Annotated in this window: 13 protein-coding genes; 3 read left to right on the top strand and 10 right to left on the bottom strand. The window is 61.5% G+C overall.

What is annotated here, in order from left to right:
• Position 1: 1 nt before the first annotated feature.
• Positions 2-1408, top strand: a complete 1407-nt coding sequence (locus PHAMO_RS05695) for a UDP-N-acetylmuramate--L-alanine ligase (RefSeq protein WP_040566213.1) — start codon at positions 2-4, stop codon at positions 1406-1408.
• Here PHAMO_RS05695 and mtgA read toward each other — a convergent pair.
• From mtgA to PHAMO_RS18350, 8 genes are all read right to left on the bottom strand, one after another.
• Entirely contained in the window at positions 1405-2106 is a 702-nt protein-coding gene (gene mtgA, locus PHAMO_RS05690; protein WP_051002372.1) for a monofunctional biosynthetic peptidoglycan transglycosylase, read from the bottom strand. The genes PHAMO_RS05695 and mtgA overlap by 4 nt on opposite strands.
• 99 nt (positions 2107-2205) lie before the next feature.
• Positions 2206-2748 (bottom strand): chemotaxis protein CheW, encoded by a 543-nt coding sequence (locus PHAMO_RS05685; protein ID WP_002727320.1) that lies wholly within the window; start codon positions 2746-2748, stop codon positions 2206-2208.
• A 44-nt stretch (positions 2749-2792) separates the two neighbouring features.
• On the bottom strand, positions 2793-5111 hold the full coding sequence (locus tag PHAMO_RS18355; protein WP_002727318.1) for a HAMP domain-containing methyl-accepting chemotaxis protein: 2319 nt from the start codon (positions 5109-5111) through the stop codon (positions 2793-2795).
• 42 nt (positions 5112-5153) lie between these two features.
• Entirely contained in the window at positions 5154-5618 is a 465-nt protein-coding gene (locus PHAMO_RS05675) for a chemotaxis protein CheW (RefSeq protein WP_002725803.1), read from the bottom strand.
• Positions 5615-7690 carry a chemotaxis protein CheA gene (locus PHAMO_RS05670; RefSeq protein WP_002727316.1) on the bottom strand — a complete coding sequence of 692 codons (2076 nt, stop codon included), beginning with the start codon at positions 7688-7690 and terminating at the stop codon, positions 5615-5617. The genes PHAMO_RS05675 and PHAMO_RS05670 overlap by 4 nt, the downstream gene beginning before the upstream one ends.
• A complete protein-coding gene (locus PHAMO_RS05665) occupies positions 7687-8052 on the bottom strand; it encodes a response regulator (protein WP_002727314.1) in 366 nt (121 codons plus the stop codon). The genes PHAMO_RS05670 and PHAMO_RS05665 overlap by 4 nt, the downstream gene beginning before the upstream one ends.
• 3 nt (positions 8053-8055) lie before the next feature.
• Complete coding sequence (locus tag PHAMO_RS05660) at positions 8056-8373, bottom strand: STAS domain-containing protein (protein WP_002727311.1); 318 nt, start codon at positions 8371-8373, stop codon at positions 8056-8058.
• A 364-nt stretch (positions 8374-8737) separates the two neighbouring features.
• A complete protein-coding gene (locus tag PHAMO_RS18350) occupies positions 8738-9793 on the bottom strand; it encodes an SH3 domain-containing protein (protein WP_002727309.1) in 1056 nt (351 codons plus the stop codon).
• A gap of 297 nt (positions 9794-10090) precedes the next feature.
• Between PHAMO_RS18350 and PHAMO_RS05645 the strand changes: the two genes are divergently transcribed.
• Together PHAMO_RS05645 and PHAMO_RS05640 are read left to right on the top strand one after the other, a co-directional pair.
• Positions 10091-11272, top strand: a complete 1182-nt coding sequence (locus tag PHAMO_RS05645; RefSeq protein WP_002727306.1) for a hypothetical protein — start codon at positions 10091-10093, stop codon at positions 11270-11272.
• A 105-nt stretch (positions 11273-11377) separates the two neighbouring features.
• Positions 11378-11839 carry a hypothetical protein gene (locus tag PHAMO_RS05640; protein ID WP_040566212.1) on the top strand — a complete coding sequence of 154 codons (462 nt, stop codon included), beginning with the start codon at positions 11378-11380 and terminating at the stop codon, positions 11837-11839.
• Between the two features lie 58 nt (positions 11840-11897).
• On the opposite strand, the gene PHAMO_RS05635 is transcribed toward PHAMO_RS05640, so the two are convergent.
• Positions 11898-12728, bottom strand: coding sequence for a c-type cytochrome (locus PHAMO_RS05635; protein ID WP_040566211.1), 831 nt, complete (start codon positions 12726-12728; stop codon positions 11898-11900).
• A gap of 50 nt (positions 12729-12778) precedes the next feature.
• Positions 12779-15253: a helicase-related protein gene (locus PHAMO_RS05630; RefSeq protein ID WP_002727300.1), complete on the bottom strand. Its 2475-nt coding sequence runs from the start codon at positions 15251-15253 to the stop codon at positions 12779-12781.
• Positions 15254-15379 lie beyond the last annotated feature (126 nt).

Here is a 15379-nt window from a genome sequence, read left to right as displayed (position 1 = left end):
GATGGAACCAGATAGACGCTATTTTTTCTGCGGCATTGGCGGTAGCGGCATGCTTCCCCTGGCCTTGATCGTCCAGCAGCAGGGCGCCGCCGTCGCTGGATCGGATCGTTCGCTCGACCAGGGGCGAAGCGCCGCAAAGTTCGACTTCCTCCGCGCGCGCGGCATCGCCCTGTTTCCTCAGGACGGCAGCGGCGTGACCGGGGCCGACACCATTCTGGTCACCTCGGCCGCAGTGGAAGACACCGTGCCCGATGTCCAGGCTGCCCGCCGCGTCGGTGCGACCCTGACGACTCGTGCCGAGCTTCTCGCCCATCTGTTCAACGCCGCCCCCCGATCGATCGGTATCGCCGGAACCAGTGGTAAATCGACCACCACCGGCATGGTCGGCTGGCTGTTGCGGCAGGCGGGGTTGAACCCCACGATCGTCAACGGTGCGGTGATGCGTAACTTCGTCACTCCCGAGACGCCTTTTGCCAGTTCTCTGGTCGGCAACAGCGATTTGTTTGTCGCCGAGGTGGATGAAAGCGATGGCTCGATCGCCCGCTATACGCCGGATGTGGCGGTTCTGAACAATGTCGCGCTTGACCACAAGTCGATGGACGAATTGCGCCGTCTGTTCCGGGGCTTTATCGACAAAGCCCGGATCGCGGTGCTTAATCTCGATAATGACGAGACCGCCGCCCTTGCCGCCGATCTTCCCCCCGCGCGGCGTCTGACCTATTCCCTCAGCGATCCCGCCGCCGATCTGTTGGCTGCCGATATCCAGCCCGCCCCGGACGGCATTGCATTTACGATCCGCGAACAGGGCGGTTCGCCTGTCCCGGTTCGCCTGCTTGTCCCCGGACGGCATAATGTCGCCAACGCCCTGGCGGCGCTGGCGGCGGCGCGGGCTTGTGGTGTTACTCTCGACCGGGCCGTTGCGGCTCTGTCGGGCTTTGCCGGGATTCGCCGTCGTCTGGAGGTGGTGGGCAGTGCCGCCGGGATCACGGTCATCGACGATTTCGCTCACAATCCCGATAAGATCGCCGCCACCCTGACGAGTCTGCACGATTTTCCCGGACGGTTGCTGATCCTGTTCCAGCCTCATGGCTTTGGGCCGCTGAAGTTGATGCGGGAGGGCTTTGTCTCTTGCTTCGCCGACCATCTGCGCCCCGACGACGTGCTGGTGATGCCTGATCCGGTCTATTTCGGCGGCACGGCGGAGCGCGCCGTTACCAGCGGCGATCTCGTCGCCGATCTCGTTGCGCGGGGATGCCTGGCCCGGTTCTTTCCCGAGCGGACCGAATGCGGTGAGGCTTTGCTTGCCCTGGCTCGTCCCGGTGACCGCATCGTCGTGATGGGCGCGCGCGACGACACCTTATCCACCTTCGCCGAGGATCTGCTGCGGCGTTTGCACGGAAGCAGCTAACATGCGCCGTCGCGGCCTAACCGGACCTGGGCGGCGCGGGCGGCGATCAGACCGGCGCGACGGCTGACGGCGGCAGAGGGCCGCGATGGCGAGCGCTTGAGCGGGGCGGGCAGGACGGCGGCGAGCAACGCCGCCTCACGCGGGGACAGGGTGGCAGCGGGTTTGCCGAAATATCGCATCGCCGCCGCTTCGGCTCCATACAGGCCCGGCCCGAATTCGGCGACGTTGAGATACACCTCAAGGATGCGCCGCTTCGGCCACAGCCCCTCCAGGTACAGCGTCAGATAGGCTTCCATCCCTTTGCGGACAAACGTGCGGCCGGGCCACAGAAAGACGTTCTTTGCCGTCTGCATCGAGATGGTGCTGGCCCCCAGAACCTTGCCGCCGTCCTCGTACATGTCGATGGCATTGTCGATCGCGTCCCAGTCAAAGCCCCAATGGGTACAGAATTTCGCGTCTTCCGAGGCGATCACTGCCTGTCGCAGGTATGGCGAAATCTGGTCGAGGGGCCGCCAGTTCTTGTCGATGCCATACCCTTGAACAACACGCAGCAGCATCAGGGGAGTTACTGGCGGCGGGACAACCCGGAACAGCATCGTCAGGGTCAGGGGAATGCCGATTAACAGCCCCAGACCACCCATGACGATACGCCACCGATTGCGTCTCCACCATTCCACAGGAAGACGCGCTAAAGACATAAGGCCATCCTTGGCACCCGCAAAGCCTCCCCGACTGCGCAATGTGCCATCATAACCCGGCGGTCTGTCTCGCCCAAGTCAACGCCTGGGGCTGGCGCTTCAAAACCCTTGCCGTGAAATAGAATCGTGGCTGTCGTCGGGTGTGTCGGAAAAATCAAGATCTTCAGCGCGAACCAGCGCGACCTCTTCGCTGCTGAACAATCGCGATAGATCAAGAATAATCACGAAAGCTCCCCCTGAACGGCCGATGGCGCGGATATAATCGGAGCGCCAGCGCACACCGACGTCTGGTGGCGGCTCCAGTTTGTGTTCCGCGAGGGAGGTGACCTCGATCACCCGGTCGGAAATCATCCCAAGCGTCACCTGACGATCCCCCAGCGACACTTCAAGAACCACAATCCGGGTGTGTTCGGTCGGGTCCACCGGGGGCAATCCAAGCTTGGTGCGCAGATCGATGACCGGGACGCCCTGGCCACGCACATCGATCATTCCGGCCAGGAAAGAGGGCGCGTTGGGAACCCGCGACAGCGGACGCAGATCGAGGATCTCGCGCACCTGATCGACCTCGACCGCGAAGATCTCACGCTCGATGCCGATGGTGACATATTGCATCGCTGCACGGGTGACGGCGGTCTGTGTCATATCGCATCCCCGAATATTAGGGCGTGTCTCCGGCTCTGCCGTCGTCAGAACTGGACGTATCCTGAATCCAGATCGTCGGTGGGATTGCCGCTTTCCAGATTTAGCTTTATTCCCCGCGCTTTGCCGCCATTGGGTGCGGCGAATTTTGGCCTGGGCTGGGTCGAGGAGGTGCGCCCTTTGGCCGATGAGCGAATTTGGCCGTGCTGACGGGCGGTTTGGGTCTGTCGCCCGCGATTCGAATCCTGCCCGTCGATGCTGAAGTAGGAAATGGTGTCCTGCAACTGCTCGGCCTGTGAGGCCAGTTCCTCGGAGGTGGCGGCCATTTCCTCGGACGCCGCCGAGTTTTGCTGAGTCACCTTGTCAAGCTGCTGGATCGCCTGATTGATCTGCTCGGCACCGATATCCTGCTCGCGGCAGGCGGCGCTGATTTCCTCAACCAGTTCAGCGGTTTTCTTGATGTCGGGGACCAGTTTCGACAGCATGTCCCCGGCCTCGCGGGCGACCTTGACCGAGTCGGACGACAGCGAACTGATTTCGGCAGCGGCCCCCTGGCTGCGCTCGGCCAGCTTGCGCACTTCCGAGGCGACGACGGCAAAGCCCTTGCCGTGTTCGCCTGCTCGCGCCGCCTCAACCGCCGCGTTCAGCGCCAGCAGATCGGTCTGGCGGGCAATTTCCTGGACGATCGAAATCTTCTCGGCGATCGTCTGCATTGCCAAAACCGTCTTGGTCACGGCTTCGCCGGAAACCTGGGCATCCTTGGCCGACTGGCGAGCGATCTTCTCGGTCTGAGTGGCGTTTTCCGAGTTCTGTTTGATGTTGGCGGCCATCTCTTCCATCGAGGCCGAGGCTTCCTCGGCGGCGGAAGCCTGCTCGGTCGAGCCTTGCGACAATTGTTCCGAGGCCGAGGACAGTTCCTGGCTACCGGCGGCAACATTGTCGGCGGCGGTCATCGCATCGGAGACGACGGCGCGCAGCTTTTCCAGCATGGTTTCCAGCGCGATGCCCAAAATATCCTTATCGGACAGGCGCTTGGCTTCTACCGAGAGATTACCTTTGGCGATTTCTCCGGCGACCTGGGCGGTGGATCGCAGATTGACGATCATGCCGTTCAATGCGATCCCCAGGGTGTCTTTGTCCGACTGGCGCTGGATCGTGACGGCCAGATTACCCTGGGCAATTTCGTCGGCGACCTCTGCCGTGACCCTCAGATTGGCCGTCATACGATTGAGCGCAACGACCAGATCCTTAACCTCGTCATTGGTGTTGACCTCAATGGTCTGTCCAAGATCGCCGACGGCAACGGCATTGGCCAATCCAACGGCTTTGGTCAGGCCGCGCGAGATCGAGACGGCGATGTAAATTGCCGCCGCGAAAGCGATCAGGACCGAGGCCAGGACCAGAATCAGCAATTGGGTTCGAAGCGATCCATAGGTGGTTTCAGCCTGCTTCTGCGCCAGATTCACCTGATCGGTATTCAGATTCGTCACCCCGTTCAGGTTCTCATCCACGGCGATTGCTGCCTTGCGAGCCTCTCCATTGGACAGGGCCAGGGCCTTTGCATCGGAATTGATCGCGCTGAGGTCTGCGACCTTGGTCGAGATACTGTCCCAACGGCTGAACCGTTCCACCGCGCTATCGAGAACACGACGGTCCTCGTCGCTGACGCTGCGACGCATGACGTCCAAAATCCGCTTCGCCTCGGCATTCTGTTCCCGAGTCCGCGAGAGGAGGTCTTCTTTTTCCCGTTCATTCGAATTGATCAGCGACAGATAGAGAGCAGCCTGGGCGTTACGAAGAGCGGAGACGACACGCCGCGCCTGATGAGCGATCCGAATCGCTTCGGGGCTGGCTTGGGCCGTTCCCTCGGCGCGCTCATAAAGCGGAGCCAGCGAGTCAATCAGCATCGCCATCGCTGTCTTGGCCTCGTTATTCGCATATTCGACCGCTTTGTCATTCGAGCGGGTCCAGGACAAGTCCTTTATCTTGTTCTGAACCGAATAATATCTGTCGATCGATTCCCGAACCGAAATGAAACGTCGTTTTCCTTCTTCAGAAGCCGAGGCTAAGTATGATTCGCTTAAGCGGCGAAAATTTTCTCTTAATACATCGATCTTGTTCGAATATTCGACCGTATCTTCCTCGCTCTGAGCCAGGAGTAGATTCTTTTCAGCCCGAATCAGTTCAACGCCTGTTTGGGACATCTGCTCGACCAGCAACAGGCGCTTCACCGGCCCATTTACGAGGTCGTCCATCGTCTCGTTTAACTGGGACAGCCCGTTGAGAGCCGAAGTTGCGGCGACCACCAACAGCAGGATGACCACGCCGAATGCTGCGGCCAGTTTGACTTTGACGGAGATTCGCATGACCCAAACCCCTCTTGGATGATCCCATCGCGGATGACGCGGTCAATCCGTGGTGAACAGGCGGACAATGTCGGGAATGACGATGAAATCGGTGCCGCGTTTGCCGATGCCCTTGATGAACTCAGCGCGCCATTTCATGCCGATATCAGGAGTGTTTTCGATTGAGGCCCGACCGATTTCGGTGACCTCGAAGACCTTGTCGGCGAGCAGCCCGACCACGGTGGTCTCGCCATCGATGTTGATTTCGACGACGACCACCCGCGTGTCGAGGGTGGGGGGCGTGCGCTCCATGCCGAATTTCAGCCGCAGATCGGCCAGCGGCACCACCTTGCCCCGGACATTGATCAGGCCGCCGACGAAATCGCGTGCGCCCGGCACTTCGGTGACTGAGATCAGATCGAGGATCTCGTGGACGATGCTGGCATCGATCGCGAAGATCTCGCCGCCCAGCGCCAGGGTCAGCGCTTCGAAATCGGTGCTGTTGGTGCCGGGTGCCGCCGCCGTCATGACGCGCTCCTCTGCTGGTCCAGGCCCTGGCCGCTGGCGACGAGGTGCGCGGTGTCGAGGATCAAGGCGACGGTGCCGTCGCCCAGGATGGTGGCCCCTGAAAAGCTCGCGACATCGGCGTGCAGCTTCGACAGCGATTTGATGACGGTCTGGTGATCGCCCAGAACCTGATCGACCACCAGCCCGATGCGCCGCTCGCCCGACGAAATGATCACTACCTTCTGATAAGGATCGGGCGGGGTCTGGGTGCCGAACAACTCGCGCAGGCGGATGAACGGCACCAGTTCATCACGGATGTTAAGGAAGTTGCGGCCGGTGTGGCGGTCGTCCTCGGCGGGCAGTTCGACGCATTCCTCGACCGCCGAGAGCGGCATGACAAAGCGGCCCTTGCCGACCCGGACCAGCAGGCCGTCGATAATCGCCAGCGTCAGCGGCAGGCTGAGGGCGATCTCGGTTCCCTGGCCGGGCGGGCTGGATATCTCGATGGTGCCGCGCAGGGAATCGATGGTGCGCTTGACCACATCCATTCCGACGCCGCGCCCGGACAGGCTGGTCACCGCTTTTGCCGTCGAGAAACCGGGGTGGAAGATCAATTGGAACAGGTCGGCGTCGGATAGTTTGGTGCCCGGTGCGATCAGGTCTTGCTCCTCCGCCTTGGCGCGGATGCGGGCGCGGTCGAGACCCTTGCCGTCGTCGCGGATCGAAATCCGCACCTGGGTTCCGGCATGGCGGGCCGAGAGATGAAGCCGTCCCTGGGGCGACTTGCCCGCGCGCACTCTGTCTTCGGCCGTCTCCAGCCCGTGATCGAGGCTGTTGCGGACGATATGGACCAGGGGATCGTTCAGGCGCTCGATTACCGTCTTGTCCAGTTCGGTTTCCTCACCGTCAGTGGTGAGCATCACGTCCTTATTAAGGTCGCGGGACAGATCGCGCACCAACCGCCGGAACCGCCCGAACAGCGACCCGATCGGCAGCATTCGGATCCCCATCGTCGTCTCGCGCAATCCGTTGGCCAGCCGTTCGATTTCCTCGGCGATCGCCTTGATCTGAAGATCGTCGCTGCTGGCGATCAACTGTTTCAGCCGGGCCTGGGCGATCACCAATTCGCCGACCTGATCCATCAGGTCGTCAAGCCGTTCCGCCGCGACCCGGATCGACGCGGCGGCGGCGGGGTTGGCCGCCTTGGCCGCCCCCTCGGCGCGGAGATGTTTCTGTTCCGCCAAGGCCGAATGCAGCCGCTCTTCGCTCAGTGCGCCGTCCTGCACCAGCAACTCGCCCAGCTTGGGTTGACGGGCGGCGATGTCCTCGATCGTCTCGGCATCGACGTCGCCGCGTCGAGTCAGAATGTCGCCCAGGCGCGGGTCGAGATCGACGACCCGCTCGATTGTCAGCTCCATACTGTCGCGGACGAAGATGAAAACGTCCTCGATCGCGGATTCGGGCTGGTCGGTGGTCAGGACGACATCCCAGGCGAGGTAGCAGCCATAGGGATCGATCTCTTCCAGCGGCGGCACCGCCTCGGTCAGTCCGGTGATGGTGCATTCGCCCAGATCGCGGATTTCGTCGAGCAGGCGCAAGGGGTTGGTGCCCATCACCATCGCGTCCCGAGCAAGCCGGAAGCGAAAGCGCCATGTCGCCGTAACGGGAGGCGGGGGTGGCTCGTCGCGGCGGGAGGCCGTTGTGGCGGTATCGGTTCCGCCGGTCAGTGCGGCGACTTGGTGCAGCAGCCGCTCGCCCAGCACCAGATCGGCCTGCTCGGGCGCTTCGATCAGGGTGCGGATGTGGTCGCGGGCGGCCAGGGCGACGCCGATCAGGGCTGAATTGGGGGCGATCACTCCCCGCCGAACCATGTCGAACGCATTTTCCAGGTGATGCGTGAAGCCGGCCGCCGCCTCGAACCCAAACATCGCCCCCGAGCCCTTGATCGTGTGCAGGGCGCGAAAGGCGGTGTCGAGCAGGTCGCGGTCGTCGGGTGATTCTTCCAGGCAGAGCAGCGCCGTTTCCAACTCGGCCAGCAGATCCGAGGCCTCCTCGCGGAAAGCTTGGGTGGGATCGGCGCCGGCGGCCATCATCCGATGACCTTCTTAACCACGCCCAGCAACTGGCTTTCCTGGAACGGTTTGACGATCCAGGCGGTGGCTCCGGCGGACCTGGCCTCGGCCTTTTTGGATTCGTCGGATTCGGTGGTCAGGAAGATAATCGGCACTCCCTTGTATGTCGGGAGCGCCCGCAACGCGCGGATCAGACTGAGACCGTCCATGTTTGGCATATTGAGATCGGTCAGAACCATGCTGACGCCGCCCGCTTGGGCTTTTCCCAGGGCGTCCTTGCCGTCACAGGCCTCGATCACATCGTAGCCCGCTCCGGTCAAGGCCATCTTGACCATCAGGCGCATGCTGGAAGAATCATCGACGCACAGGATTGTCTTCGCCATCGCTTAGGTGCCTTCCGTCCAGAACTGGCTGTCCGTGGAGAGCGGGCCTCCGGTCAGTCCAGCCGCCAGCAAGGTTGCGGCCAGAGCACCGTCCGCCGGGCTTTTCAGCCGCAACGATACCCCCCGACGCTCTGCACTCAGGCGGGCAGCCAGGATCAGTTGAATCGTGCTGAGATCGAGTTCGGTTGTTTGGGAAATGTCGATTACCACCGACCGCCCACCATCGAGCGCGGCAAGTAAGGTGTCTCGCATTTCCTCAGCTCGGGGGAGAGCCAAATCACCCGAGAAGACAAGGGTCTCTGCGTCTTCATTCAGATGCATTGACATCCCTCAATTACTGATGAGTGAAAAGCAAGCTTACATTTTCAATTTATTTACAGTTAATTAAATTTAACTCTATTTTATATCAAACTTTTTATTATTCTTGTCGCGGTTGGTAGTTTTTGTCCTTATTGATTCTTTTTTAAGTAGAATTTTACTTGATTGATGTACGCTAAGGCCATGATTGTATGATATTTTTTACCGATTTGGCGATTAGATTTTTTGTAACTTGCAATTGAACGAGCTTGGCAAAAACATTGGGTCAATCAAAGGGGGAGTTTTGGTGTCGTAAATTCGACGTTATCGATAATTGATCTGTTCCGATCAGGCGTGCGCCCCTTCCCTCGTTACGGAAAGGCAGGTGTCAGCCACCGCCGACAAACGCATCGGGAATGTCGAAGTGTTCCTCGGTCCCGATTCGGGTGATGGTTAGATCTCCCCGCCGCACATGGCTTACCGGGTCCGGCGCATCCGAGCTGACCGGCTTGCCTTTGACAAACAGGATGCGGCGAGTTCGCTCGACCGGCCCCTCGGTCCAGCGGATTTCCACGGTGGCCGTTCCGTCAAAACCGCGACGAACCACAAATGCCTCGCAGTTCTGGCGCTTTGGGGGTGCCCCCAGAGCACAAGAGAGTGTTGCCGCAGCATGGAAGGGGGTGCCATCAATCAGGGCATCGCTGGAGGCGGGGCGCGCCGTGAAAGGCTTTCCGGTTAGGCTGAGGCGCAGCGTGTAGTCACTCGATTCGTTTCTCCGGGCGGCGGGCCGCATCAGATAAACGCGAACGGTATAATCCCCATCATCTGGAATTACCCGCTTGACGTGATCGCCGGACATGCTGCCGACGAACATCGAAACGTCCGTCCCTGGGGGATTGATGTTGAAGTAGTTCTGTCCGTTCGACGCGGTTAGTGATGCTTCTAGTGTTTGCCCGGCTTTGGCGCGCAGTAAATAATCAACATATTCTCGCCCTTTTATCCGCCTGCGGATAGTCGTCGATGAGGTTCCCTCGGTGAACCGTATCGTCTCGATGCGGCGATCCTCGTCAGGGGGAGCCGCTGTTGTGCATGCCGCTTCAGCCAGAAATCGCCCTTCGACCCAGCCGATGGTCTTTTGGTATTCGACTTTGCACCACCGGGGATTTTCCGCACCCCGACGGAGTTTTTCGTCTTCGGAGAGGGTGCTGAACTCGGCAAAGCTCATCCCGCCCTGGCACCCAAGGTTGCGCAGGCACGTGGCGTTCGCGGGAATGCGATTTACTCGGGGAGCGTCTTGGTTGGGGGTGGTGCGCATTTCCAATGCCTCCCCCTCGGCGATGCTCTGGACACGATAATGGTCCGGGCCATCGGCCGTCGCCAAGGCTTCGCCCGCCACGAGAAGAAAGAAGATGGGTGCTGCCAGTGAAAGGGGCCAATCCTTCATTTTGCGCTGCACGCCCCCCTTTGATCCAGCTTGTCCGGCCATTTGCACCGAAAAATAACGCCACGATCAGAGTGATTAGATTTTGTCGAGATAACAACAACTCAACAGCATTGGTGGACTTGTTTGGGTGGTCTTATCCAAAAGAACTATGCCGAATGCCAGTATATTTCCGTTTGATGTATATATCCGAGAGGGATATAAGCCTCTAGGTGTATATTTTGCGAGGGGCTGCGCTCTATAGGCTGGGTCAAAGGTGATGGTCTCTGCGATGCGCAGCGAAGATCAAGGAGGTGCGGCATGGTTACAGTCAATGTTCCTACCCCCTACCATCAGCAGGATACCGACTATTTCTGCGGTGCGGCTTCGGCGCAGATGATCCTGGCCAGCGTAAATGCTGGGGCGTTACTGGATCAGGTAGGGCTTTACAACGATAATCACAGTCACAGTATTGCCGAGGGTGGTTGGGCAACTGGACCTGATGGTCTGACCTGGACTCTCAATAATCGTCAGAATGGCAAGTATTTCGTCCTCGATGCCCTGGATACCGAGGACTCGATTTCACGGATGATCTGTTGGACCCTTCACCACTACAAGGTGGCTCCGGCAGCGCTGGTCTATGGCTGGCAGCACTGGATCGTCGTCCATGGTGCTGATATCAGTGCTCTTCCGGCGTCATCGACGGATCACGCATTTACCATCAATGCCTTCTACGTGAATAACCCGTGGCCGCCGGTTCCAGGCGGGCCTGGATCGCCGCCGCCTCATTCGACCACGGACAATTGCGGTACCGGGGGTAATCGCGGCATCGCCCATGAACACATCGCTTATGCCACTTGGCGTTCAACCTACATGACCGGGGTGCCGGGAGGGCATTGGGTCGGTAAGTTCGTCGCCATATGTGACCCCAGCCCGCCCCCGATCGGGCGGGGTGCCGCACTGCCTTATGTTCTCCGCGTTTCCGGCGGCCCGCTGATTTCAGCGGAGGTAGCGGTTCAGAAGGCAAGGGAGGGGGTGGCCCACTATAATCTTGCCAAGAATCCGGCATGGTTGGATGCCTTTGAACTCAAGGGAGGGGCGGTTGCCTCGGAACCCATTCTGGTCCAGCGTCTCGACCACCAGGATAGCTACTACTACATTGTCCCGCAGGGAAAAGCGGTGGTTGCCATCGATGCTCACACTGGCGAGTACTTGCAGGCATCGATCCATCCCGGCATAGGCAAGACGCTTGCCTCAGCCAGTCTGAGCGCCCTGACCAAGCAGACGCATAACCTGTCCATTCAGCTGCCCAATCAGGGCGGAATATTGCGGCTGCGGCCGGAAATCGTGACGCCACACCGGACTCTGGTGTGGAAGCCTTGTCGGGAATCCCTGTCTCCGTTCTTCCCGTTCCAGATGCTGACCCAGGGCAACCGTCAGGTCTATGTTCGGGTCGATGGGCCGGTCTTTGCCGCTCTGCACGATGATGGGCGCGGGATCTGATATCATGGGGTGACGATCGGGAGGGGGGGCAAATCCACCCCCCCTCCCGGTTTCACGCTGTCTCGCTCTCTGGTCGGGCGGGTGGCATTCGGAGTGATCGCAGCCATGGCCGATCTGTCCGCCGCCGATGCTATCAAACGAGCTGGCGTAGAACTGGGCGTCGAAGCCGCTGTTCCCGCCGAAGCGATTCGTACCCGCCGTCTAGATCGGATCGACGGCGGGTATTTTCTGGTCGTGTTCAACAATAGCGGTGGTAACGCCATCGCCGTTGCCACCATTGAAGTCGAAAGCGGTGCTCCGGGCGTTACCGCGACCCTGCCGGGCACGGCTCCCTTTCCGCCGGTCAGCGCCCAGACCGCTCTCGACCTTGCCGCCGCCGGGGCCGGAGCTAGAGCCGAGGCCGTGTGGACACCGTGCCGGGCATCAATGTCGCCGCTTTATATTCTGTGGGAAATCACCGGGGATGGACGGGTGGTTTATGTTGATCAGCAGTCCAGGGTTCACGACTCACTTTTGACTGGAGGGCGCGGCGGTGGGCCTGGGGAGAGTCCAATCGTTACCGAATGACGTAACGGCAGATCGTCACGATATCGGTTGATTTTGTCGGGCAAATTTTCCTGCCGCCTTATCGCCGCCCAGCCTTGTAACTCAGCCAGGCGATGATCGCCTCGATATCGGAATCGGAAAGGTCAGCCTTGGCGAAGGCAGGCATCTTGCGTTCGGACCAAGTCCGGATCGTCCCCGGATCGCGCAGAAATTGGCGAAGGGCGGCGGGCTGGAAGTAGTGGACCGGGTTCATTGGCCGCCCGAGGTCGGGACCAAGATCGGACTCTCCTTCGCCATTGAAGCGATGACAGGCCATGCAAACCGCGACAAAGCGTTCCAGGCCGTGCCGGATTGGATCGTTCTCCGGCACCTTGGCCGCCACAGCAAGACCCGGCCAGCGCTTGGTCGGGCTGTCCACGACGGTGAGGGCGGCAACGCGATAGGACCAGTATTCGCTGCTGATCGTGCCGCGTGGGGCATGGAGCCAGACCAGATAAAACGGCCCGGCACCAGCCGTCTGGTTCTTCGCGGGCAGAACCGGCCATGGTGCCTCGGGCAGCTCGATGGCCAGGAATGCTTCGGCTCCACCGGACCCGCCCTGGGTCAGTAAGCGGACGGGAATACTGACCGAAAAGCCATCGGTAGCACGGACCTGTATATGGTCGTCGGCCCCCGGCCTCAGATCCTCCAGCAGGCGGGCCGCCGGGATCGCCCGATAGGTCATGGAGCGGCTGTAGATCGGGTCTGGAGCGATTGTCACCTCTCGTATTCTGGGATCGGTCAGAAGCTCGGAGCGACTATAGAGTCGCTCCGTCGTGCCATCCGAGACGGTCAGGGTCGGTTCAGCGGCTTGGGCGGCAAGGCCGAGGCCGAGAAAGACAGCGAACACAAGGCAGAGGAGGCGAAGCATGGCTTGGCTCCCTCGGGGGCGGATCGCGTCGGTCAATCGCGGGATCTGTGTCATGGCCGTCGCTGTAACAGCACCGCGAAAGGCGAATTCGGGGCGGGCCTGGGGGGCCTCTGGTTCCGTGGTTTCGAGCGACGGATCGGACGCATCAATGTCGTCCCGCCCTCGGTGCCTGCGGGTTCAAAGCCGAGTCCGCTCAACACCTTCAGAACCAGATCAGGCGAGAGTCTCAGCACCGATGTCAGGGAGGCTTCGAGCGCAAAAGAACCATTGCGGCCGAGCCGCCGCGCTTCGGCGGCGAAGCGTTCGAGGCTATCGGCCCGGACGGCGATTCCGCCTCGCACCGGATAGCCTACCGCTTCGTAGAACGCGGTGGGAATGTTGGCGTCACAAGCCAATGCGACCCGTCGCCCTGGGACGGGCGGGGGAGGACGGTCCTGGCCAACCCCCCACAGCAGGGCGCGGACACGTTGCGCGTTGGGCTTTAGTAATGTCGGCATGAATACGCTTTCCCGTCCCAGGCGGATGCCGAGTCGGGCGAGAGCCTTTCGTCCAGCCTCGTCAAGCGCGGCGATCTGTCCTCGGGCCGTGACCGAGGCGAGCGACCCTAATCCTTCGGCGAGCTGGTACACCAGACCGCGCGCCGCGCCGTCGAGACCGGCCGCGCGAGCCTGGATCAGCGGGGCGAGGTCGCGGGCGACCAGTCCCTGGACAATATCGGTCAGACGGCGGCGCAACCGCTCGCGCGCGGCCGGTTCGATCAGGTCGGAGACCAGAGGATTGGCCTGTGGCCGCAACGGGTCGGCACCGGATTCCAGCCGCGCCACCAGAGCATCGCCCCACATGATCCCTTCCGCTGTCAGGGAGAATGCCGCTTCATCGGCGGAGAGCAGGCGGTCGAGCCGGGTCACGATTTCGGTTTTCAGCGCACGCTGGGCGGCGGCGGCAACCGTTCTGGCCGCGCCGGCTCCCTCGGTCTGATCGGGAACGAAGGCAAAGCCGACGAGCCGACCGACATACTGGCCTTCCACCCGCACCTCGCCCGGACCTGTGATTTCGGCAGCCATCGCCTCTGGCTGACGCAGGCGGCGCATCAGTACGGCGGTGCGGCGGTCAACGAAGCGATGGGTCAGGCGGTCGTGCAGAGCGTCGGACAGCCGGTCCTCAATCGCACGGGTCAGCCCCTGCCAGTGGCTGGGATCATCGACCCAGTTGGCGCGGTGGGTAACGAACGTCCAGGTGCGAATCGCGGCGATGCGGGCAACGATGGTGTCGATCTCGCCATCGGTGCGGTCAAGCCGGGCGATGTTCTCCGCCAGCCAGTCGGTCGGCAGCCGCTCTGCCGGTCCGGCGAGGTGGCTGAAAATCCGGCCGAGCAAGCGAGGATGGGACTCGTCCATTACCTTGCGGAAATCGGGGATCTGGCAAACCTCCCACAGCAGCCGAACCCGCTGGGGCGAAACGGCCAGACTGGCGATATCGGCGGTGGCGGCAAGCGCGGTCAGCGCCAGATGATCGTCAGCAATGCGTGCCCGGACCAGTCCCGCCCGGTTGGGGGGGCGCTCCAGGCTGGCGAGCAGTGCTGGAATCGAGGCAAAGCGAAGATCGGCATTGCGCCACGACAACGCCTTGAGCGGTTCAAAGCGGTGGTTCTCTACCGCCAGGGCAAGATCGGTGTCGAGCGGCCCCGCATCGGCGGTGGTTCCAAAGCTGCCGTCGTTCATGTGGCGACCGGCACGGCCTGCGATCTGGGCTATCTCGGCTGGGGCCAGCGGACGCGGGGCGCGACCGTCGAACTTGGACAGGCTGGCGAACGCGACATGATCGACGTCCAGATTAAGTCCCATGCCGATGGCGTCAGTGGCGACGATGTAATCGACCTCGCCGGTCTGGTAAAGCCCAACCTGGGCATTGCGGGTACGCGGGCTTAACGCCCCCAGAACCACGGCGACTCCCCCGCGCGCCCGGCGGACGCTTTCGGCCAGGGCGTAGACTTCCGACGCAGAGAACGCCACCACGACCGAACGCGGAGGCAGTCGGTCGAGCTTGCGCGGGCCGGTATGGATCAGGTTGGACAGCCGTGGCCGTGCCACGAATTCGATTTCGGGCACCAACCGACGCAGTAACGGCCTGATGGTGTCGGCACCAAGGAATGCGGTCTCGGCCTCGCCGCGCGCGTGCAGCAGACGGTCGGTGAAAACGTGACCACGTTCGGGATCGGCGCAGAGCTGGATTTCGTCGATGGCGAGGAACGCGACACGGCGGTCGAGCGGCATTGCCTCGACGGTGCAGACGAACCAGCGTGGATGCGCCGGCACGATCCGCTCTTCGCCGGTGATCAACGCGACGGAACCGGCACCGCGCAGTCGGACAATGCGGTCATAAATCTCGCGGGCAAGCAGTCGCAGCGGGAAGCCGATCATGCCGGTTGTGTGGCCGAGCATCCGCTCAAGCGCGAAATGGGTTTTTCCGGTGTTGGTGGGGCCGAGAACGGCGACAACCCGCCCCGGATCGGTCCTGGTGCTCATGATGCCAGATCATCCCCCCTCGGGGGGCTTGGCTCAAGGAAAGACGTATCCATCCTCGGATGTCCGGTTTTCAACGACCTCAGGCGTTTGACAATCGTAGCAGAGTGCGTGGGGAGGCGGGCACGC

The organism is Magnetospirillum molischianum DSM 120, from assembly GCF_000294655.1.
In the GTDB taxonomy this organism is placed as follows: domain Bacteria; phylum Pseudomonadota; class Alphaproteobacteria; order Rhodospirillales; family Magnetospirillaceae; genus Phaeospirillum; species Phaeospirillum molischianum.
This window is presented reverse-complemented; position numbering and strand designations above follow the sequence as displayed.

Bases quoted from the DNA above. Each gene is read 5' to 3' on its own strand.
- PHAMO_RS05675 (WP_002725803.1), bottom strand. From the start codon at position 5,618: ATGACGGCGGCGGCACCCGGCACCAACAGCACCGATTTCGAAGCGCTG.
- PHAMO_RS05660 (WP_002727311.1), bottom strand. From the start codon at position 8,373: ATGCATCTGAATGAAGACGCAGAGACCCTTGTCTTCTCGGGTGATTTG.
- PHAMO_RS18350 (WP_002727309.1), bottom strand. From the start codon at position 9,793: ATGAAGGATTGGCCCCTTTCACTGGCAGCACCCATCTTCTTTCTTCTC.
- PHAMO_RS05630 (WP_002727300.1), bottom strand. From the start codon at position 15,253: ATGAGCACCAGGACCGATCCGGGGCGGGTTGTCGCCGTTCTCGGCCCC.
- PHAMO_RS18355 (WP_002727318.1), bottom strand. From the start codon at position 5,111: ATGCGAATCTCCGTCAAAGTCAAACTGGCCGCAGCATTCGGCGTGGTC.
- PHAMO_RS05695 (WP_040566213.1), top strand. From the start codon at position 2: ATGGAACCAGATAGACGCTATTTTTTCTGCGGCATTGGCGGTAGCGGC.
- PHAMO_RS05645 (WP_002727306.1), top strand. From the start codon at position 10,091: ATGGTTACAGTCAATGTTCCTACCCCCTACCATCAGCAGGATACCGAC.
- PHAMO_RS05665 (WP_002727314.1), bottom strand. From the start codon at position 8,052: ATGGCGAAGACAATCCTGTGCGTCGATGATTCTTCCAGCATGCGCCTG.
- mtgA (WP_051002372.1), bottom strand. From the start codon at position 2,106: ATGTCTTTAGCGCGTCTTCCTGTGGAATGGTGGAGACGCAATCGGTGG.
- PHAMO_RS05640 (WP_040566212.1), top strand. From the start codon at position 11,378: ATGGCCGATCTGTCCGCCGCCGATGCTATCAAACGAGCTGGCGTAGAA.
- PHAMO_RS05670 (WP_002727316.1), bottom strand. From the start codon at position 7,690: ATGATGGCCGCCGGCGCCGATCCCACCCAAGCTTTCCGCGAGGAGGCC.
- PHAMO_RS05635 (WP_040566211.1), bottom strand. From the start codon at position 12,728: ATGCTTCGCCTCCTCTGCCTTGTGTTCGCTGTCTTTCTCGGCCTCGGC.
- PHAMO_RS05685 (WP_002727320.1), bottom strand. From the start codon at position 2,748: ATGACACAGACCGCCGTCACCCGTGCAGCGATGCAATATGTCACCATC.